The following is a 17,979-nucleotide window of genomic DNA, read 5'->3' as shown; positions in this document are numbered from 1 at the left end:
GCTTTCTCTTTCAATTTGTGTAAAAATAGTAGGCTTTTTAATCTACGGTCTGTATATGCCTTTAATTACAACCCAAATCGATCGGGCCATCCGCGATTTACAAGCAGGGAAACCTGTTGCCATACCTACAGAAACGGTCTATGGATTAGCAGCACCTATTAATAATGAACAGGCCATTCGCACCGTTTTTGCAATGAAGAACAGACCATTAAACCATCCGCTAATAGTGCACGTCGCCCACGCTTGGGATCTCAACCAATGGGTCAAAAACATACCAGCCTATGCACAGCAACTCATTAAAAAATTCTGGCCAGGTCCTTTAACCCTTGTCTTAGATTGCAAACAAGAGCAAATCAATCCAGTAATTACGGGAGGCCAGACTACGGTTGCCATCAGATGCCCAGCCCATCCCCTAGCTCAGGAACTATTGACCCAATTAGGCATCCCACTGGTTGCTCCTTCAGCAAACCCTTTTGGGAAAGTCAGCCCCACAACCGCACAGCATGTCAGCGAATCATTTCCTAATCAAGAATTAACGATCTTGGACGGAGGCCGATGTGCTGTGGGCATTGAATCCACCATCATTGATGCAACGCATGCGGAGAACTATCAAATTTTACGTCATGGGCTTATTGATGAAAAAACCATAGCACAAGTCATTGCGACCCCATCTTTGCATCATGAAAATACATTGCGCGTCCCGGGAAAATTAGAAAGTCATTATCAACCCCAAAAAACGCTCTATTATTTTGCTGACTATGAAGCGCTCGCACATTTTTGCCAAAAAAAACCAGATGAAATTTATGTTATCGCAAGCAAAAACCCCTTAGGCGTCCTTGAAAATCATTTTCATCGATTGCAAGAGCATCCAGAACAAGTAGCCTTTGACTTATATTATCAATTAAGAAAGGCCGATGCATCTGCGGCGCAAATCATTGCCATCGAACTTCCCCCCACAACAGAAGCCTGGCAGGGAGTAAGAGAGCGTATCTTAAAAGCGGGAATTCCCTATTCCAATTAAAGTGGAACAATGTACTCAATATTAATCTGAAAAAGACATTGACAGAGCAGCAAAATATGAGTAACTTAGCGCCACAATGCCGAGGTGGTGGAATTGGTAGACACGCTAGCTTCAGGTGCTAGTGGGGGCAACTCCGTGGAGGTTCGAGTCCTCTTCTCGGTACCATTAATTTTTAAATTATTCTTTTTCCCGTCTCATCGTCTCATGTTCACAAAAATTAATTCTAGTGAATGAATAAGTTCTAAAAACTGTCTTGAATTAAAAACTTAAGGCAATTGCTACGCTTGCTAGTACTCAAAAGTAGCCTGGGTGAAGACGAAGTCGTACCCGAGTTTCAGATAAAAAATCATGCACCGAGCTCCCGGGTTCCGCTTCGCCTCACCCAGGCTACAATTTACTAATGCTTAACCTGACCCAGTCTACGCTTACTATGCTCGGGATAACGAGAATTCTACTAATTACTAAAATTTCCACTATGATGTGTGATATAAGTTAATTTTTGCTTCAGTTATTATAGACCGCTGCGAAAAGGAGGCGCGCTTATGAACATTATTATTAGCGGTGGAACAGGCTTAGTTGGACAAGCTTTAGTGCCTGAATTACTTCAAGCTGGGCATCATATTTATGTACTTGGACGAGATGAACAAAAAATTAAGCATACCTTTGCAAATACAGTACATGCGATTTCCTGGGATGCGCTGACGGCATTAAATCCGGATGACTTTGAAGCAATTATTAATTTAGCAGGCGAAAATATTGCTGCACACCGCTGGAGTGCTAGTACCAAAGAAAGGTTGCTTGCAAGCCGTATTGAAACAACCAGCCAATTAGTACTGTGGGGAGTCAAAGCCAAAACGAAAAAACCGCATTTGTATAATGCAAGTGCTATAGGCATTTATGGATTACAGCACACACTAGCAGAAGATAATCTTATTTTTACGGAAACCACACCCTCGATTACTTCACCGGCAGACAGCTTTTCGACACATCTTGTCACTCAGTGGGAACAAACTGCAAAAATTGCTTTTGAAAAAGGAATGCCGGTGACCTTAATGCGTTTTGGTGTGGTTTTAAAACGTGGCGATGGGATGTTGAAAAAACTGGAATTGCCTGCAAAATATGGCCTGGGCGCTGTCGTTGGTTCTGGAGAACAGCCTTTAGCATGGATTGATAGTACGGATCTGGTTAAAGCAATCATGTTTTTAATCGCGCATCCGGAGATTACAGGGCCGGTGAATTTAGTCGCACCAGAGCGTGTATCACAAAAAACATTTACCAAAACATTCGCGCAGGTACTTAATAAACCGGCATTTCTGCACATGCCTGCCTGGGTTGTAAAACTTTTATTCGGACAAATGGGAGAGGAGTTATTATTATCGGGGCAAACCGTGGCACCTCAACGCTTATCAGAATATCAATTTAATTTTACATACCCCACTTTATTGTCTGCGTTAACTAAAGAATTTGGAGGTTAAACATCATCATGAGTCTTCGATTATTATCCCTAGATGAAGTAAAACAAAGTATCACTATGAGCCAAGCAATTAAGGCAATGGAAGATGCCTTTATGCAATTAGCCAAACAACAGGCTAAATTGCCCTTAAGAACGGCGATTGCTATTGATGAAGAAGAGGCACTTACTTTAACTATGCCTGCATATTTGGCTCAAGATAAGGCTTTAGGTTTGAAAGTAGTGTCTATTTTTCCTAAAAATAGCGCCCGTAATAAACCCTCAATTACTGGTTTTATTATGTTGCTTGATGCCAGTACTGGCGAACCCCAAGCCCTAATGGATGCAGCCTACCTTACTGCATTAAGAACTGGGGCCGTTTCCGGATTGGCAACTCAATATTTTGCAACAGAAGATGCACATCACGTAGCCATCATTGGTTCAGGTGTGCAAGCAGAAACACAATTACAGGCAGTAGCCACGGTGCGTGATATCAAACAGGTGTCCATATGGTCGAGAAATAGAAACAATGCAGAACAATTCGCGGCAAAACTCGCAAACCAATACATGGTGAATGTTTATGAGCATATCCCCTCCGCGATTAAAGATGCGGACATCATCTGCACAGCCACGGCCAGCACTGAACCCTTAATCCATTTGCAAGACATACAAGCACATGCACATATTAATGCCATAGGCTCTCACACGCCCAAGATGCGAGAAATTAGCGATAAGGTACTGAACCACAGTGTTGTGATCGTCGATCAATTAAGCGCGGTCATGACCGAAGCAGGTGAAATTATCCATGCGGTCCAACAAAACCAGTTAAAGCAAGAAGATATGATTGAGATGGGGCCTTGGTTACTGCATAAAAATAAAGATTACAAAAAGCAAAACACTGTATTCAAATCAGTGGGGCTGTCTATCCAGGACGTAAGCGTTGCTGCTGTAGTTTATGAAAATGCACGACATAAAAACTTAGGTACAGCATTTGCGCTAAATTAAGAGAGATCCAGATATCATGTAGCCTGGGTGCAGCGTAGCGGAACCCAGGGTTTTCTCAACGTGAATAAACTTCTTAATCCCGGGTTTCGCTGCGCTGCACCCAGGCTACATACTTATACTATTTAGTTTCTCCTAGCGCCTGACCAAAGCGTATCGTGCTTCCCGCTTTTAAATCTTTATTCCAATTCATTTGTTCCCCATTGGCAAACAGCAAAATGACCGTTGAGCCCAATTTAAAGTACCCCATTTCATCACCTTTGGCCATGTGCTTCTGCTCGTCTTGATTGTATTCAAAATCAACACGGGTTTTGCCGCGTTTGATGTCTCCATGCCAACTGGTTCCTATTGCCCCAACGATTGTTGCGCCAACCATCACCATCACCATGGGACCTGCCTTAGTGGAAAAAAAGACAGCCAAACGTTCATTGCGTGCAAACAACCGAGGTACAACACGAACAGTTGATGGTTGAACTGAAAATAAAGCACCAGGCATATAGGTCATGGATATGAGTTCAGCATCAATGGGCATATGCACACGATGATAATCTTTAGGTGATAAATACAAAGTAGCAAAACGTCCATTAATAAATTGGGCGGCCTGATCTTTGCGACACATTAACAGCTCTTCTACTGAATAATGATGTCCTTTTGCCTGAATTAATTGACCTTGCTCAATGGCACCTATTTCACTCACACACCCATCTACCGGTGAAATAATGTCTGTATTGGCTAATGGTCTGCATTCTGGTTTTAAATAACGAATAAAAAAATCATTAAAACACGAATATGCCGTTGGATCTTCAATCAACGCCTCCCCCATATTGACCTGATATTTACGGATAAATCGTTGAATGATGTAATTTTTTACCTTGTCATGTTTCACATCAGCCAAACACCCAGCTAAAGTCGTAAGTCCATGTTTAGGGATTAGATATTGAGGCAATGTTTTTATTAAATCAAAAGACATATAAGCTCTTGTAACGTTTAAAAAAAAGGATCATAACCTATACTTTCAATGCTCACAAACATAGTTGTATGCATTGAAAGTATAAGCGCGCTCGAAAAAACTATCTCCTGTATGAAACGATGTAAAAAGATATGTCTAACCGTGTTTTAATAAGTACAACCTTCCGTGAGTAGCAGTTGACGATTTGACGCAGCAATTGACTCATGATGATATTTCAGATTAATAATATAGTGCTCTCTGAGGGCTTTGAGATGTTCTTTGGGTTCTTTGGGGTTTACCAAAGGAAATTCGGAGATGAATTTATACCCTTCATTTTCGAGCATCGCTTCATGCTGAGTTGTTTCTTTTTTAATCGCTTGTATTATTTTGGTAAACAAACACTCACTTAGTGTTGAAGAGTCTAATCCATTCATAAAGATCAGGGCGAGCACTTTCGAGTTACAATTTCCGTTTAAATAACCTTCAACTTCCGCTCTCCTAGATGCAACCCAAAGACTTCCTAATGTTGATCTTTCTGCTTCATATTTTTTTAACGAAGATTCGACCAGGCTTTTAAATGATCGTTCCGTCAAGGTATCTACCCAATCATACATGGTTTTATATATCTCAGAAATAACTCTATCGCTATAAGGATGAGTAAATCGCTTGTCCTTTTTAGAAAAGTACACCACATCACGAGTAAAATCTGCGATCCCTTTTTCAAAACTTTTATCGCTTATGGCAAGATCAATACTTGGTATGGAGGGCACAATAAGAGGAGTAAGATGCTCGATAAGCAATTTATTCAACTCCCCATCTTGTCTTAATCCTGAGCTTAAAATATAAGCCAAACGATTGTCCCCTCGTTCATTAGCGCTGGCTTTTAAATACTCTTTAACTGGTTCGGCTCTTTGGCGAAATGACAGTGTGCTTATTGTAGGAGCATATTTTTTGTCAATAATTTCTATAATGTTGCGTTCCAAATCTGCAGCCTTGATGGATTTTGCCCAAACAAATAATGAATCATTATATTGGTTTTTCACATCTTCATGAGTAAAAGGCAATACTTCCCTTTTCACTGCAAGCACGGCGTTTTCCATGAGTTTATCTGTCTTTGTCAGATGCAACTTGAAGCTGACCTGTTCTGCAATTAACTTAAGGCTTTCAGCCATATTATTAAATTCAGCGGCATGGGTTGTTGTATTTGCTAAGGCTTGGCAAATTGTTAGATTATGTGTTTTATACAGTGAACTCAGTTTATCTGAAAATTCAAGGTTCTCTTCTTCAGTGAGATTTTCACGTTTCGTTTCATAATAGGTTTTAACTACTGTTCGGAACTCATTAATAAAAGCAACTAATGCCGGTACCGCATCGCGCAATTTACTGTCTTTATCAACACTAAGCTTTGCTACAATTGCTTCCTTATCGAGTAAGGGGAGATTTCCAAATAACTCCCAGGCACTGGTTAACGTCTCATCTGTAGCTTCTTTGCTACCGAATTCGGAAATTTGTACGTGCGGAGGCTTGGTCGCATCTTTAAGTACCGATTTCATTAGTCGGTATGAACTGTGAATCAACTCTTTTATTGTTGGAGCAAACGCATCACGCCAAACCTGATGATATCGTTTTTGTAACTCATCGAGCTTATATTTCGGATCCTCATCACTTGCATAGGTCGTTTCATTTTCATTTTTGACCCATTCCTCTATGTTCCGATAAAAAGAAGGTTTTTGATAAAGAGATTGATAAGTAGGTAGCAGTGATGCCCCATAACCATTATCAGAACATCCCATATAGAAGACAGCAACCCGATATAAATTGTCGAAATGTTCTTGATATAAATCCATCATAAAATCAACAAATGATTTTTTGTCGCTCTCTGCATTACAAAATTGGGGATACAACTCTTCATATTTTGCTCTTAAGCTGGGATCTGTTTCATCTAAAGAGGTGTAATTTAACGGTAAATCACCAAAAAGTTCGGTTAAACGCTCACGTTGTACCTCTGGCTGAAATGTTAATAATGCTTTTAAAACAGCAGCCAGTTTTTGCTCTTGAGCAATAGAATTCTGAGCCAAGCGCGCGAATTCAACATACTCCGGATACGCTTTAGGTAGCTTCTTAAGAGCTTGTTCTTGTAGGGGCAAAATTACCGGAATAGTCTCCTGTCCTGGATGCTGGTAAGATGGCCAATGATAAGGCATGGATTCCTGGACATTAGGAAAAGCCGCATAATCACGAACGGTGAGCTTAACATGCTTTTTAGGAACGCCTATCACCTTCCTGGGTTCTTTCATGTGAATGGTGAACCAATAGAAAAACATATCAAAATCGATATCACCGGCCAAACTCAGGTTGTGCGGATGCGAATCATCATCATCAAGAAACCATCGGCCGACCAAAAGCTCCATGACGTTTTTTTCGATGAGTTTTTTTACACTGGGGGCAACTTGTTCCCTTAAAGTACTATTAACGGGAGTGCCCTGGCTGAGAAAATGAAAAGGTTTAAAATCCTTAACACCAATAGAAAGCGTACCAATTAATCGATCTTTAGTGTGGCCTCTTTGCGTGGTGATATCTAAGATATTATCCTTTACCGTTTGCAGCTGCTCACTTAAAGGCAGCTCAGGTTTAAAGTTTTTTATATCTTTGACCGCAATGGTATCTTTTTTTATTAGGCCTTCGGGAGTTTTAACAGTGTAGTGGAATAAGTCCTTCTCTAATTTAATATAAAGAGTATTGTCTTTTAGCGTTTCTTCACTATCGGGCATTAATTCAAGATCATGCTTGGCAAATACCAAGCGCTCTTCTGCAGATCTTTTTCCTTGGAAGGCCCTTTTGAAGGATGAAGTTGCTACACTAATTTTGGCTAATAATTCAGGATAGTGATTTTTAGGCTCTAATTTCTTAAAAAAAGCATCCTTGGTGACACCATCTTCTTCAAAGCTAACCTGAAATGTTTCGTGAGAGCTATCCGAAATCTTTTCTGAATATTTGAGTTGACTATGCCAAAGTGCCTTTTTTGGAATTCCCATATTTTAGTCCATTAAATCACAGTCGTCCTTTTAGAATAGTTCATATTAGGCAGAAATATTCAATAAGTTCAAGAATAATTTTCAAACAGATAACAAGGAAACTAAACAGAAAAACAGGTCATACAGGGCATTTCAGTAAAGAAAACCATTGCAACATTGATAGGGTTTTCTAGTTCCGGATCACACAAATTACCATCATAATTAAGGCAAAGATGCCCCGCCCAGGAGGGAGATGGGTTCCCAGGCTAAAGGCTGTAGCGTTCATTAGCTACATTGGATTTAACTCATTTAACAAATGGCATTATTGACCAAATACCATTTTCGTACTCTTCTTCAACTTCTGCTTCTTCCGCTTCTTCTGGTGCGATAAGCTTTAGTACGCTCCTATCCACCGCTCTTATTTCTTCTCCGGAGGCTGATTGATTGAAAAACCAGAAATTTCCAGTCCAGTGATGTTTAAGTCTATTCGCTCCAGTAAGCGAAAAGACACTTATGAATATATTAGCAATAGCAATTAAAACGTCAATTACATCCTTGTAGATTCCCGGCTCAAGTTGAGGGTCGACGATCTTAAGAATATCCTTTTCAGCTGCCTGTAATCGCGTACGCACTTTTGTATGGGGATTCATAAGCCCATCATAAGCAAGCATGTACAACTTTTTTCTGTATGACTCTTGTGCCTTTTTCCATTCACCATGCATTTTCTGATAGGATTCGGAACTGGACAAACGCTCAGAAATTACATTACATTGTGCCTCAACTTGCAAAATCACTTGTCGGAAACGGTTGGCTCGCTCACTCTCTTCTGCCGCCAACTCAACCATTGCTGCCTTGTGCTTTACATCCGACATTAATGCGAAATTCTGCATTAACGTAACACAAATAAATCGCTCGCGTAAACATTGAGCTAAAACCAATTGCTGTGGATCTTTGATGTCCTGCACTTGATGCCCTTGAGTTTGTACTCCGATCACCCCGGCATAAAGAACTTTTATCAATGTTTTTCTATGAGTTTCATCTTCTATATGAGCCAACTGCGGCAAAAGTAAACGCAAGGCGTGTCCTTTATTATCTTTCCCTAATACCAACTGATATTCTTGAGGCGTAATACCGCCCGTTTTCCTTAATAGAAGCAGTGCTGTATTTGCAGCCAGCAACTCTTGGGTGTTTAATTGATATAAACGCGCACCAAGCGCAGCATACCCTTCGAACTCTTTAGCAAAATGATGTTTAATTGAGTCCTGTAAATGCAGGTGAGGGTCTAAAACATGTTGCTCTAGTTTTTTAATATCAATAGTTTTTGTTTGATCTAAAGCAACTAGACTCGAGGCCATTAAAGGATAGGCTTCTGCTTCAGCACGGATATGCTGATACGCATCCACAGACAACTCTTTTCCTAACTCATTTTCTTTAACCCAGAAAATCAAACACAGCCGCTTACAGTCTTCATCAGGGAAATTATGAATGGTCATTAATTCGGCAAGTTTTGCAGGATCTTTAAAACATTCTTTGGCCTCTATAGCAAGTGCTGGCTCCAAGTCAATGAGCCTGTTTAAAGCTTGATAATAAGCAGCATTCGATAAAATAAGACGAATTTCTTCATCAGAATATTCCTGCTCTATTAAGAAGGGGATTAACTTAATTTGTGTTTCATCCCACATATAAGCGCTGAATTTGTTTATCAGCTCTCGATTAGTGAGTAATTGCCGATTTTGTTGCAGCAATCCTTTTTCATAAAATACGATGATAATTTTTAATAAACTTTTATTAATGCGCTCATCATCGGTGAATTGCAGTGCCTCAAGCTCCTGGCGTAATGGACTGGGCGGGTCGGCCAACAAATCTTTGAGTGTGTTGCCCGACAAAGAAAATTCGTCTTGTATTTTATATTGAACAATCCTATCTAGGGCAAGATTATCTGCAAACAATGCGGGTAAATTAAGTTCAGCAAACGGAATAGGCCCGCGCAGCGTTACGCTTTCTTCATTGACTTGTAATTTTCGCATCAACAACGCAATACGTTGAACACGTAAATTAATTGCATTATCCCCATTGACTGCATGTTGCAATAAAGAACGGGGCAAAGTAGAACCAAGCTGCTGTAATAGCGGTTCTACAGAGGGGACTACGGAAACAGCCACGCCAGAATTAGGCACTTTAATAAATGGGCTTAAATCAAAACTGGATAAACAGAAAATCGACCTATCTTGGGGAACTGCATGGCCATTTTTGCCTAGAACCATGACCCATTGTGTCGGATCATCCTTGCGATACATCACCAATAGCCCACAATTCTCTCCTGCATCATTAACGTAGGAAAAACTCTGACGCACTAAATTCGTATGGCTAACGTCTGGATCTTCCCCCTCTTTTTTGAGCGGATTAGGTCCAAACAAAAAGGCCGAGTTACCGGCAGTCATATTTCCTTGTAAATAATATTTGCCTTGTGACTGGGTATACCAAATCTTAAAATGTCTTATTGCTTGTTGAACTGTACCTAGAAAATTAACGGCGGGAAAATCTCTGTAAACTATTTTTGTGTCATCTTTTTTTTCTGCAATAGCCCAGTCCTGTCCAAATGCATGGAAAATTTGTTGTGCATTTCCCTGTACCCAATAAGGCATAATTCATTCTCAACATGACAGATTGGGAGTATTATACCAATATTTCAACTAATGGTGATGCATTTTTACAAAAAATGCATTTTTAATACCTAAAATTGTAGCCTGGGTGCAGCGCAGCGGAACCCGGGAATTCATAAATAGATTTTTTAGCAAGAAAAAAATATGAAATGCAATATCATAGGCGCAGGCCGATTGGGTAAAAATATAGTATTGGCCTTATCTAAGGCGCAACTTATCAGCTCATTTGCCATTTGTAATCGTAGTTTAGAAAGCGCGCAAAAGGCCTGCCTGGAACTTGGTCTTGGGCAGGCAATCGCTAAAATAGAGCTTTTACCTGCTGCTGAAGTAACCTGGCTCTGCTGTAATGATGATGCCATGAGCGATGTGGTAGCCACACTGGCGCAATCCCAGGTGTTAAAACCAAACTCATTTGTTATTCACTGCAGCGGCGTGCTTAATTCTGATTTGCTCAAGCCCTTAAAAAAACAAGGCTGCTTCGTTGCCAGTTTGCATCCGCTTAAAGCGTTCAAAACCAATTACCTCGATTCTTCGGCATTTAAGAATCTCGATTGTGTTTTAGAAGGTGATGCCGAAGTTTGTGAGTGGTTAACAAGCTCTTTTACCCAATTAGGCGCTCAGCTCATTGCAATCGAACCTATAGCCAAAGCCGCCTACCATGCCGCCGCTTGCATGGCATCAAATTACTTAATTACCTTGGCAGCCTGTAGTGAAGAATTATTTCTGCAAGCAGGAATTCCTCCCCAACACAGTCGAACAATGATGGTCAACTTAATGCAAGGAAATTTAAATAATTTATTACAAACCGAACACATTGCCGACTCACTCACCGGTCCCTTGGTAAGAGGGGATGTGCGAACCCTTGCCCTGCATTTAGAAACTATAGAAAATCCCGAGATAAGACGTTTATATCAAAGTGCGGCCTTGAGTACCTTGTCATTAACTTCATTATCTGAGGAGATAAAAGAGCAAATTAGAGCGCTTTGTAGTTTGAATGAAAATAAATTTTTTACTTAGTTAATGTTTAATTGCCCTGGGTTACGGACTTCACCCTCACCCAGGGAAAACAATTACCACAGTTACTATATTACTCTTCGAACTACACTTGGATCTGTAGATGTGGGATCTGAATGCACTCCAACATCAACTCCGCTGTCTAGATTACCCATAGGTGAAACTACTGTTTTTTTCTTTGGTTCTTCTACACTGCCAGCGTGTGTAAACCTTAATCCATCTCTTAAAACACCTGGACTACCAACACCAAAATCTTCTCCAGGATGTTGTGGCTCGTCTCTACGTATGCCCTCCTCTCGTACTGCTCCTTGATGTTTTCGTTGTTCTTTGAGACGTTGTTTAAACTCTTCTTTTTCTAGTTTCGCCACCTTGCCTTTCTCAAACAAACCTTTTTCTCCAGCCCACCAGCTTATTGGTTGTCCGCCTTTTTTCTCATCGAATAATGGATCTTTACCTAGTACTTTAAGTGCTGCTTTGCGAGTTAGTTTATCCTGGCCTTTATGTGCCTGGGTTTTACTAGCACCAGTAGCATCAAGATTCATCTCTCTATCTGCTGCATTATTGGTGTCAATTAATTGATCCACCGCAAAATTCTTCGCTTTTTTCATCAGGGGGATCCCCAATGGGGCTAGTACCGCAGTACATGTAAGAGCTAAACCTACTGCACCTGCTGCCAAACTCGCTAAACCTACGAAGAAACTCGCAATCCCTTTCGCGAGAGGATTTTTTATATTTTGTACATATGAGAAACTACTAACTTTCGCAGCGCCACCTTGGTCATCACGTGAAATGGACGCAGCACCACCATGCAGGTTGCATTTACTTACGCCGACAGCGATTGCAGCACGTAATTTATCTGGATCAGCTGAGTTACCATTCGCATATTGGGTTAGTTGCTCATAAATAGCCTCTTCATGTGGCTTTAGTTTAGCCCTACCGCCGTGCTGCACACGCTCATCAATACTTTTCAATAATGAATAGCGTAACATGACATCCTGATTGCGCTCATTACCACTTTTACAGCCGCCAGTTGATGCCTGTTCAATATACATACTCAGAGCTTGCGCAAGTTGGCCATAACGAGAGTCCCAATGCTGATTGGTAGCAATTATTCGTGCCAAAGCATTAGAGGCTACGGTGGGTAAATCTTCAGTTTTTTCATCAAGTTCAGTTGGTAATTGACTTTTTAATTTATCTTTAAATTCCCTAATTTCAGCAATTGTCCCCAAACCCTCATCTGACGCAGCAAAATATTCTTCTCTTGGTTCCCTGTCTAAATAATGATTATAATTATTAAGTATTTTTTTATTTAAGGCGACAACGTCCTGTCTTATTTCTGGACTTAAAAAGGCACTATTTTCCTGCAGAGTATGCAGCATGGCCATTTCGGTGCTCAAAGTAATATCATCCATCTCCACAGAGCCGGTGACATCTAAAAAGCTTCTATCTACCCGATAACCTAAATCCCGAGTATGACGATTGGTACCTATATTTTGCACGTATAAAAAGTTATATCTATGTTGTTCTGCAGATGCTATCGCCTTTTCCAGTCTTGCGTATTCTTTATCCCAAGCAGCCTCTTCTTCGTGCGGAACAGGCACTCTTTCTTTAAGCGCTTTAACTTGAGCTTGCAACGCGGATAGTGAATGTTGCGCATTAAATTCATGCATGGCCCGCATCATGTATAGCGCGCTAGCTCTTTGCTTATTATTTCTATCACCTACAAATTCAAATGCGGCTGAATGGAATGAAGTAAATAAATGTTCAACGACAGGACCATCTTTGCCTCCACGCATGTCACGCATTTGATCATGAAGGAAACCATATTTCTGCACTAGGTCGTCTTTAATTTCCTTGTCCGTCATTGACCTAAGCGTAGGCTTTCCCTTATCATCTGCCGTTGGTATTTTATGGAAAACTAGGGCTGGAGAGGGAACACGCGCACTCATCGCTGAAGTAGGATTCAGTTCGCCATGTTCATCTCGATAGGTATAGGCAACGCGTCTATAAGCAGCTTGATCTTCTGAGTCTTTTAGAAACTCAGGTTTTTCATGTGCGGTTTGCTGGGTGCCACTGATGAGCATACCCTGTTGCAGATAGTCTGAGGTGTGGAAATAATCGTATCCTGTAGCAGTGCGCTTAGTTGCAGTATGTTTGTCCATCTTACTGCAAAGTCCTTGCACGTACCTTAAAACATCATTTCGGCCCAACCCTTCTGCTTTTAAATGGCCAACAACGCCTTCCATGAGTGCTTCTTTTGCAGTAGCGGCTAAGCCCGTCCTGGCTTTCGCTAAACTTTTATTCAGTTTTTCTACATCAACAACCTTTGTCTTTTTATCAGTCGCTTTCGTTACAGCATCGTTATAAACTTTAGCCACTTCGCGTTGCAGTTTTTGCGCGGCGTTATTTTGAATCTGTTGCCAAGCGTCCGCACTAATCACTACGTTTTTCTGAGCATCTGTATTGTAGCGTATAGCAAGCCCTTCATATGTTTTAGCCATTAAAGACATATGAGCATATGCTTCTTCAAACGAAGCAACAATACTGCCTCTTTGCTCGGAAGGAATCTTGTTAAGAAGACCGTATTTTAGGCGATACTGTTCTTGTAATGCTTTATAAACATCCGCGCCTTTTGCAGGAGCTTGCTCTGGGGCACTAGATAAATCAATAGAACATAAGGTTGTTTTCGTTGGTGTACGACCGCCTAGAACCTCGTTGAGACCGGCTTTGACTTGTCCGCGATCTCTAACATCAGCTACTGGCTTCCCTAGAGCTGCTTCAATCTTTTTCAGAACTTCTTCTTGTTCGGCTTCGTCTAATCTTAACTCGTAAACCAAACGTCCTTGTGGATCGAATAATAAATTATCTTGCAGTATTGGTTCTCTGGTATCTCTTTTTCTGGCGGTTACTACTTTATCCAAAACTTTTTGATAGAGGTAATCTTGATAGATGGCGTTGGCTTTGGCGACATTATATCGCTGTTGCTCGATTGCCATTGCATCTTTCATCGCCTTCGGAAAGTCATGCTTTTTGAGTTCCTCTAAGACAGCAAAGGCGTCCCTATCTCCTTCACCATTTTTATAGAGCAATTTCTGATAAATTGCTATTTGAACATCAGGCTCTTCATTCAAGGCAAGGAATCTCTCTACACAGCCCACTGGACTATCGCCAACAACTTCTGAGTATTTTACTGAGAGTGACATACACCGTCTCCTAATTAGCCCTTATGATTATATTTTAGCACTAAAATATTATGTAAACCTTACGTCCAAACAAATTGAGCAATTTATTGATAGTAAGCAAGATTTTTTAACGATATTAGAACAATAACAGAGAAAAATTTAGTCCTGGCTGTGGCAAAACCCCGGATACACTAGCATCATCTCGAGTTATAAAGAGAGATCTCCCAGCGGATAATAAACAGGGGGCTATAGTTTGGAGATCCCTCGCTGAACGCGGGATTACTATCCCGGGTTTCGCTGCGCTGCACCCAGGCTACAATTAAATGCTCGGAAATGGTGATGTTTGGAGGTTACTTGTGGGCCTACAGCCCAGCTTCATGCAAATGATCCGCCTTGGCATTCTTCTTTGCTTTTCTTTTTTCTTGCCAAGTGACCAGCATCACGAAAAAGGCCGGCACAAAGACTACTGCCAGACAGGTTGATGCCAGCATCCCGCTACACACGGCAATACCAATCGAGCGTCGCGCGTTGGCACCAGCACCAGTAGCGAAAACGAGCGGCATCACACCGAGAATAAATGCAAATGAAGTCATCAAAATAGGGCGAAAACGGGTCTTAGCACCAATGACTGCAGCTTCCATAACCGATTTATTATGTAGCTCATGTTCTTCTCGTGCCACCTCTACAATCAAGATGGCATTCTTAGCCGCCAGGGCAATCAACAGTAATATCCCAATCTGGGTGTACATATTATTGGAAAGACCCAAAGCAGATAAGGCCAATACAGTTCCAATTAAGGCTAACGGTACGCTTAACAAAATCGCTGCCGGTGCGATCCAGTTTTCATATTGTCCCGCTAAAATCATATACACCAAAACGAGTGACAGGAGAAAAATATAATAACTCATATTCCCGGCAATTTTTTCCTGATAGGCAGTACTCGTCCATTCATAAGATACGCCTGCGGGTAGCACTTCTTTAGCAACGCGTTCCATCGCCTGCATGGCTTGACCCGAGCTATAACCTTTCGCCGCCATTCCATAAATATTACTGGAAGGATATAAGTTATACAGGGAAATAATCGGAGGACCTACTGTAGGTGACATATCGGTCAGTGTTCCTAATGGCACCATTTCACCGGCTTTATTGCGAACATAGAAATTACGTACATCACCAACCGTCATCCGTGAGTCCGCATCCGCTTGCACATAAACTTGAAAGACCTGTCCGAATTTTGAAAACAGGTTCACATAAGAGGAGCCCAGATAAGTTTGTAATGTTTCGGTTGCATCGCCAACAGTCACGCCCAACGTTTCTGCTTTAACCCGATTGATTGGCGCCGCAAGCTGTGGTGCTGAGGCACGAAATGAAGTCATCAATCGTTGCAACTCCGGTTGCTGGCTTGCATAGTAAATCAACTGATCCGTCGCTGCTTGTAATTTGCGATAATCAAATGAGCCATCTTGCAGTTCAAGTTGCATTTGGAAGCCGCCTGAAGTACCTAAACCCTGTATGGGTGGCGGGATCATCACCAATACTTTAGCGCCTAAGGTTTTTCCGGCAATCTCATTCAGCTTATTGTATAAGGAAAGTAAATCCTCACCTTTACCGCGCACACTCCAATCTTTAAACATTACATACAGAACACCCCCATTGGCAAGGCTTGCACTATTATCTAATAGAGAGATCCCATCAATGGTAATGACATTTTCTATACCGCCAATTTTGGAAACTTGGTCGCTTAAATCATGTAACAGCGCTTCGGTGCGCCCTAAACTGGAGCCATCGGGTAATTGTACGTTCAACATCGCATAACCCTGGTCTTCAATGGGAATAAATCCCGTTGGGATGCGACTTAAGCCGATAATCGCCAAAACTACGAGGGCAATACCAACGAAGCATACGGCCTTATTTCTATGAACAAGTCGGTCTATGAAGTTAATGTAGTTATTTTCTATAGGGTAGTAATATTTATCAAATAAACGAAAAATGAAATTTTTCTTTTTCTTAGTATCAACGGGCCTAAGCCACATCGCACATTGAGTGGGTTTCAAGGTCATGGCGTTGATCGCACTGATAAATGCCGTTGCGGCAATAACCAAGGCAAATTGGGCATACATCGAGCCGGTTAATCCTGGCATAAAACCGGCGGGAACAAAGACAGCCATTAATACCAGCGTAATGCCAATAATAGGCCCTATTAATTCGGCCATCGCATTAATTGCCGATTGTTTGGGCTTAGTACCGCGCTCAATATGCTGGGTCACGCCCTCGACAATAACGATCGCGTCATCAACCACGATTCCGATTGCTAAAACAAGTGCAAATAAAGTTAATAAGTTGATGGAATAATGCAAAATAAACATGGCGAAAAACGCACCAATTATGGTCACGGGTACGGTGGTCGTCGGAACTAAGGTCGCACGCGCGTTTTGTAAAAAAAGTAGAATGACAATTAAAACTAAAATACCTGCTTCAAACAGAGTTTTATAGACCTCATCAACTGATGCTTTTACGAAAATAGTGGTATCAAAAGGAATGGTATACTCCATACCTGGAGGAAATTTTTCTGCCATTTTTGTCACGGCTTTACGCACTTCGTTTGCAACTTGCAGCGCGTTTGCTCCTGGAAGTTGATAAATACCAATAGCAGCCGTCGGTTTGTTATTCAGTTTTGCCAGCTGGCTGTAGCTGTTCGAACCTAACTCGACCCTCCCCACATCACGGATGCGTACAATTTGCGCACTACTGCTTTGATTGGCACTTTGATTGGGTTGCTGCGCTACTGTTTTCACAATAATATTTTCGAATTGACTTGCATCAGCAAGTTGTCCCGGCACATTCACTGTAAATTGATACGATTGCTTCCCTACCGCCGGTGGCGCAGCAACTTGTCCGGAAGCAACCTCTTGGTTTTGATGGCTAATGGCTTGCAGAACATCACTTGGATTCAGTGAGTAGGCCAACATTTTTTTAGGATCCAGCCAAACACGCATTGCATAAGTACCGGTTCCAAAAATAATCACATTACCTACACCAGGCAGCCGTGCCAGCTCATCTTGCATATTAATTGCTGCATAGTTATCAAGGAACAGCCCATCGTATTCACCATTTTTGGACGTGAGCGTAATAAATTGCAAAATTGCCGTCGATTTTTGCTGTACCACCACACCTTGTTTTTGCACTGATTGTGGTAACTGCGCCATAGCAGCTTGCACCCGGTTTTGTACCAGTACTTGTGCAAAATTAAGATCCGTACCAATAGAAAAAGTAACAATTAGCGTATAGGTTCCGTTATCCGTACTGGTGGATTGCATATACAACATGTTTTCCACCCCGTTTACTTGCTGCTCAATGGGCAGGGCGACGGTTTTGATTAATGTTTTTGCATCAGCACCAGGATATGTGGTTGTCACCTGAATGGTTGGGGGAACAATAGCAGGATATTGAGATACCGGTAGGGCAATAATCGCCACCAGTCCCAGCAACACGATGAGTAGCGCAATAACATTTGCCAATATAGGCCGCTCAATAAAAAATTTAGAAATCATTCTGCCGTCTTCTCACTTTGTGTAACATCACTCAAACAACGCCCCTGGCACATCTAAATTAATGCTTGGCTTTTCCATTGTCTTTATTGTCTTTATTGTCTTTATTGTCTTTATTGTCTTTATTGTCTTTATT

General features: G+C 41.4%; 9 protein-coding genes and 1 tRNA gene. 5 read left to right on the top strand and 5 right to left on the bottom strand.

Translation table 11 applies throughout. The annotated features are described in order from the left end of the window. Positions 1–55 precede the first annotated feature (55 nt). The 4 genes from BGO44_RS16830 to BGO44_RS16815 all read left to right on the top strand — a co-directional run bounded on the left by BGO44_RS16830 (position 56) and on the right by BGO44_RS16815 (position 3,476). Positions 56–1,021, top strand: coding sequence for an L-threonylcarbamoyladenylate synthase (locus BGO44_RS16830; RefSeq protein WP_273201387.1), 966 nt, complete (start codon positions 56–58; stop codon positions 1,019–1,021). A 78-nt stretch (positions 1,022–1,099) separates the two neighbouring features. After that, positions 1,100–1,186: transfer RNA gene (locus BGO44_RS16825), tRNA-Leu, on the top strand. 377 nt (positions 1,187–1,563) lie between these two features. Next, entirely contained in the window at positions 1,564–2,496 is a 933-nt protein-coding gene (locus BGO44_RS16820) for a TIGR01777 family oxidoreductase (protein ID WP_058511372.1), read from the top strand. A gap of 8 nt (positions 2,497–2,504) precedes the next feature. Beyond that, complete coding sequence (locus BGO44_RS16815) at positions 2,505–3,476, top strand: ornithine cyclodeaminase family protein (protein ID WP_273201386.1); 972 nt, start codon at positions 2,505–2,507, stop codon at positions 3,474–3,476. Positions 3,477–3,594: 118 nt separating this feature from the next. Here BGO44_RS16815 and asd read toward each other — a convergent pair whose 3' ends face one another. The 3 genes from asd to BGO44_RS16800 all read right to left on the bottom strand — a co-directional run bounded on the left by asd (position 3,595) and on the right by BGO44_RS16800 (position 10,081). Further along, complete coding sequence (asd, locus tag BGO44_RS16810; protein WP_273201385.1) at positions 3,595–4,443, bottom strand: archaetidylserine decarboxylase; 849 nt, start codon at positions 4,441–4,443, stop codon at positions 3,595–3,597. 146 nt (positions 4,444–4,589) lie between these two features. Continuing rightward, positions 4,590–7,457 (bottom strand): hypothetical protein, encoded by a 2,868-nt coding sequence (locus tag BGO44_RS16805; RefSeq protein WP_058511375.1) that lies wholly within the window; start codon positions 7,455–7,457, stop codon positions 4,590–4,592. A 284-nt stretch (positions 7,458–7,741) separates the two neighbouring features. Beyond that, a complete protein-coding gene (locus BGO44_RS16800; protein WP_273201384.1) occupies positions 7,742–10,081 on the bottom strand; it encodes a hypothetical protein in 2,340 nt (779 codons plus the stop codon). A gap of 162 nt (positions 10,082–10,243) precedes the next feature. Between BGO44_RS16800 and BGO44_RS16795 the strand changes: the two genes are divergently transcribed. Then, a complete protein-coding gene (locus BGO44_RS16795; protein ID WP_273201382.1) occupies positions 10,244–11,116 on the top strand; it encodes a Rossmann-like and DUF2520 domain-containing protein in 873 nt (290 codons plus the stop codon). 65 nt (positions 11,117–11,181) lie between these two features. Here the strand turns inward: BGO44_RS16795 and BGO44_RS16790 are convergent, their stop codons facing one another. Further along, positions 11,182–14,316 carry a hypothetical protein gene (locus BGO44_RS16790; protein WP_273201381.1) on the bottom strand — a complete coding sequence of 1,045 codons (3,135 nt, stop codon included), beginning with the start codon at positions 14,314–14,316 and terminating at the stop codon, positions 11,182–11,184. 341 nt (positions 14,317–14,657) lie between these two features. Further along, complete coding sequence (locus tag BGO44_RS16785; RefSeq protein WP_273201380.1) at positions 14,658–17,846, bottom strand: efflux RND transporter permease subunit; 3,189 nt, start codon at positions 17,844–17,846, stop codon at positions 14,658–14,660. Positions 17,847–17,979: the final 133 nt, after the last annotated feature.

Origin of the sequence: Legionella sp. 39-23 (assembly GCF_001897665.1) — a bacterium.
Lineage (GTDB): Bacteria > Pseudomonadota > Gammaproteobacteria > Legionellales > Legionellaceae > Legionella > Legionella steelei.
The sequence above is the reverse complement of the archived record's forward strand: the minus strand, read 5'-3'. Positions and strand labels throughout refer to the sequence as shown.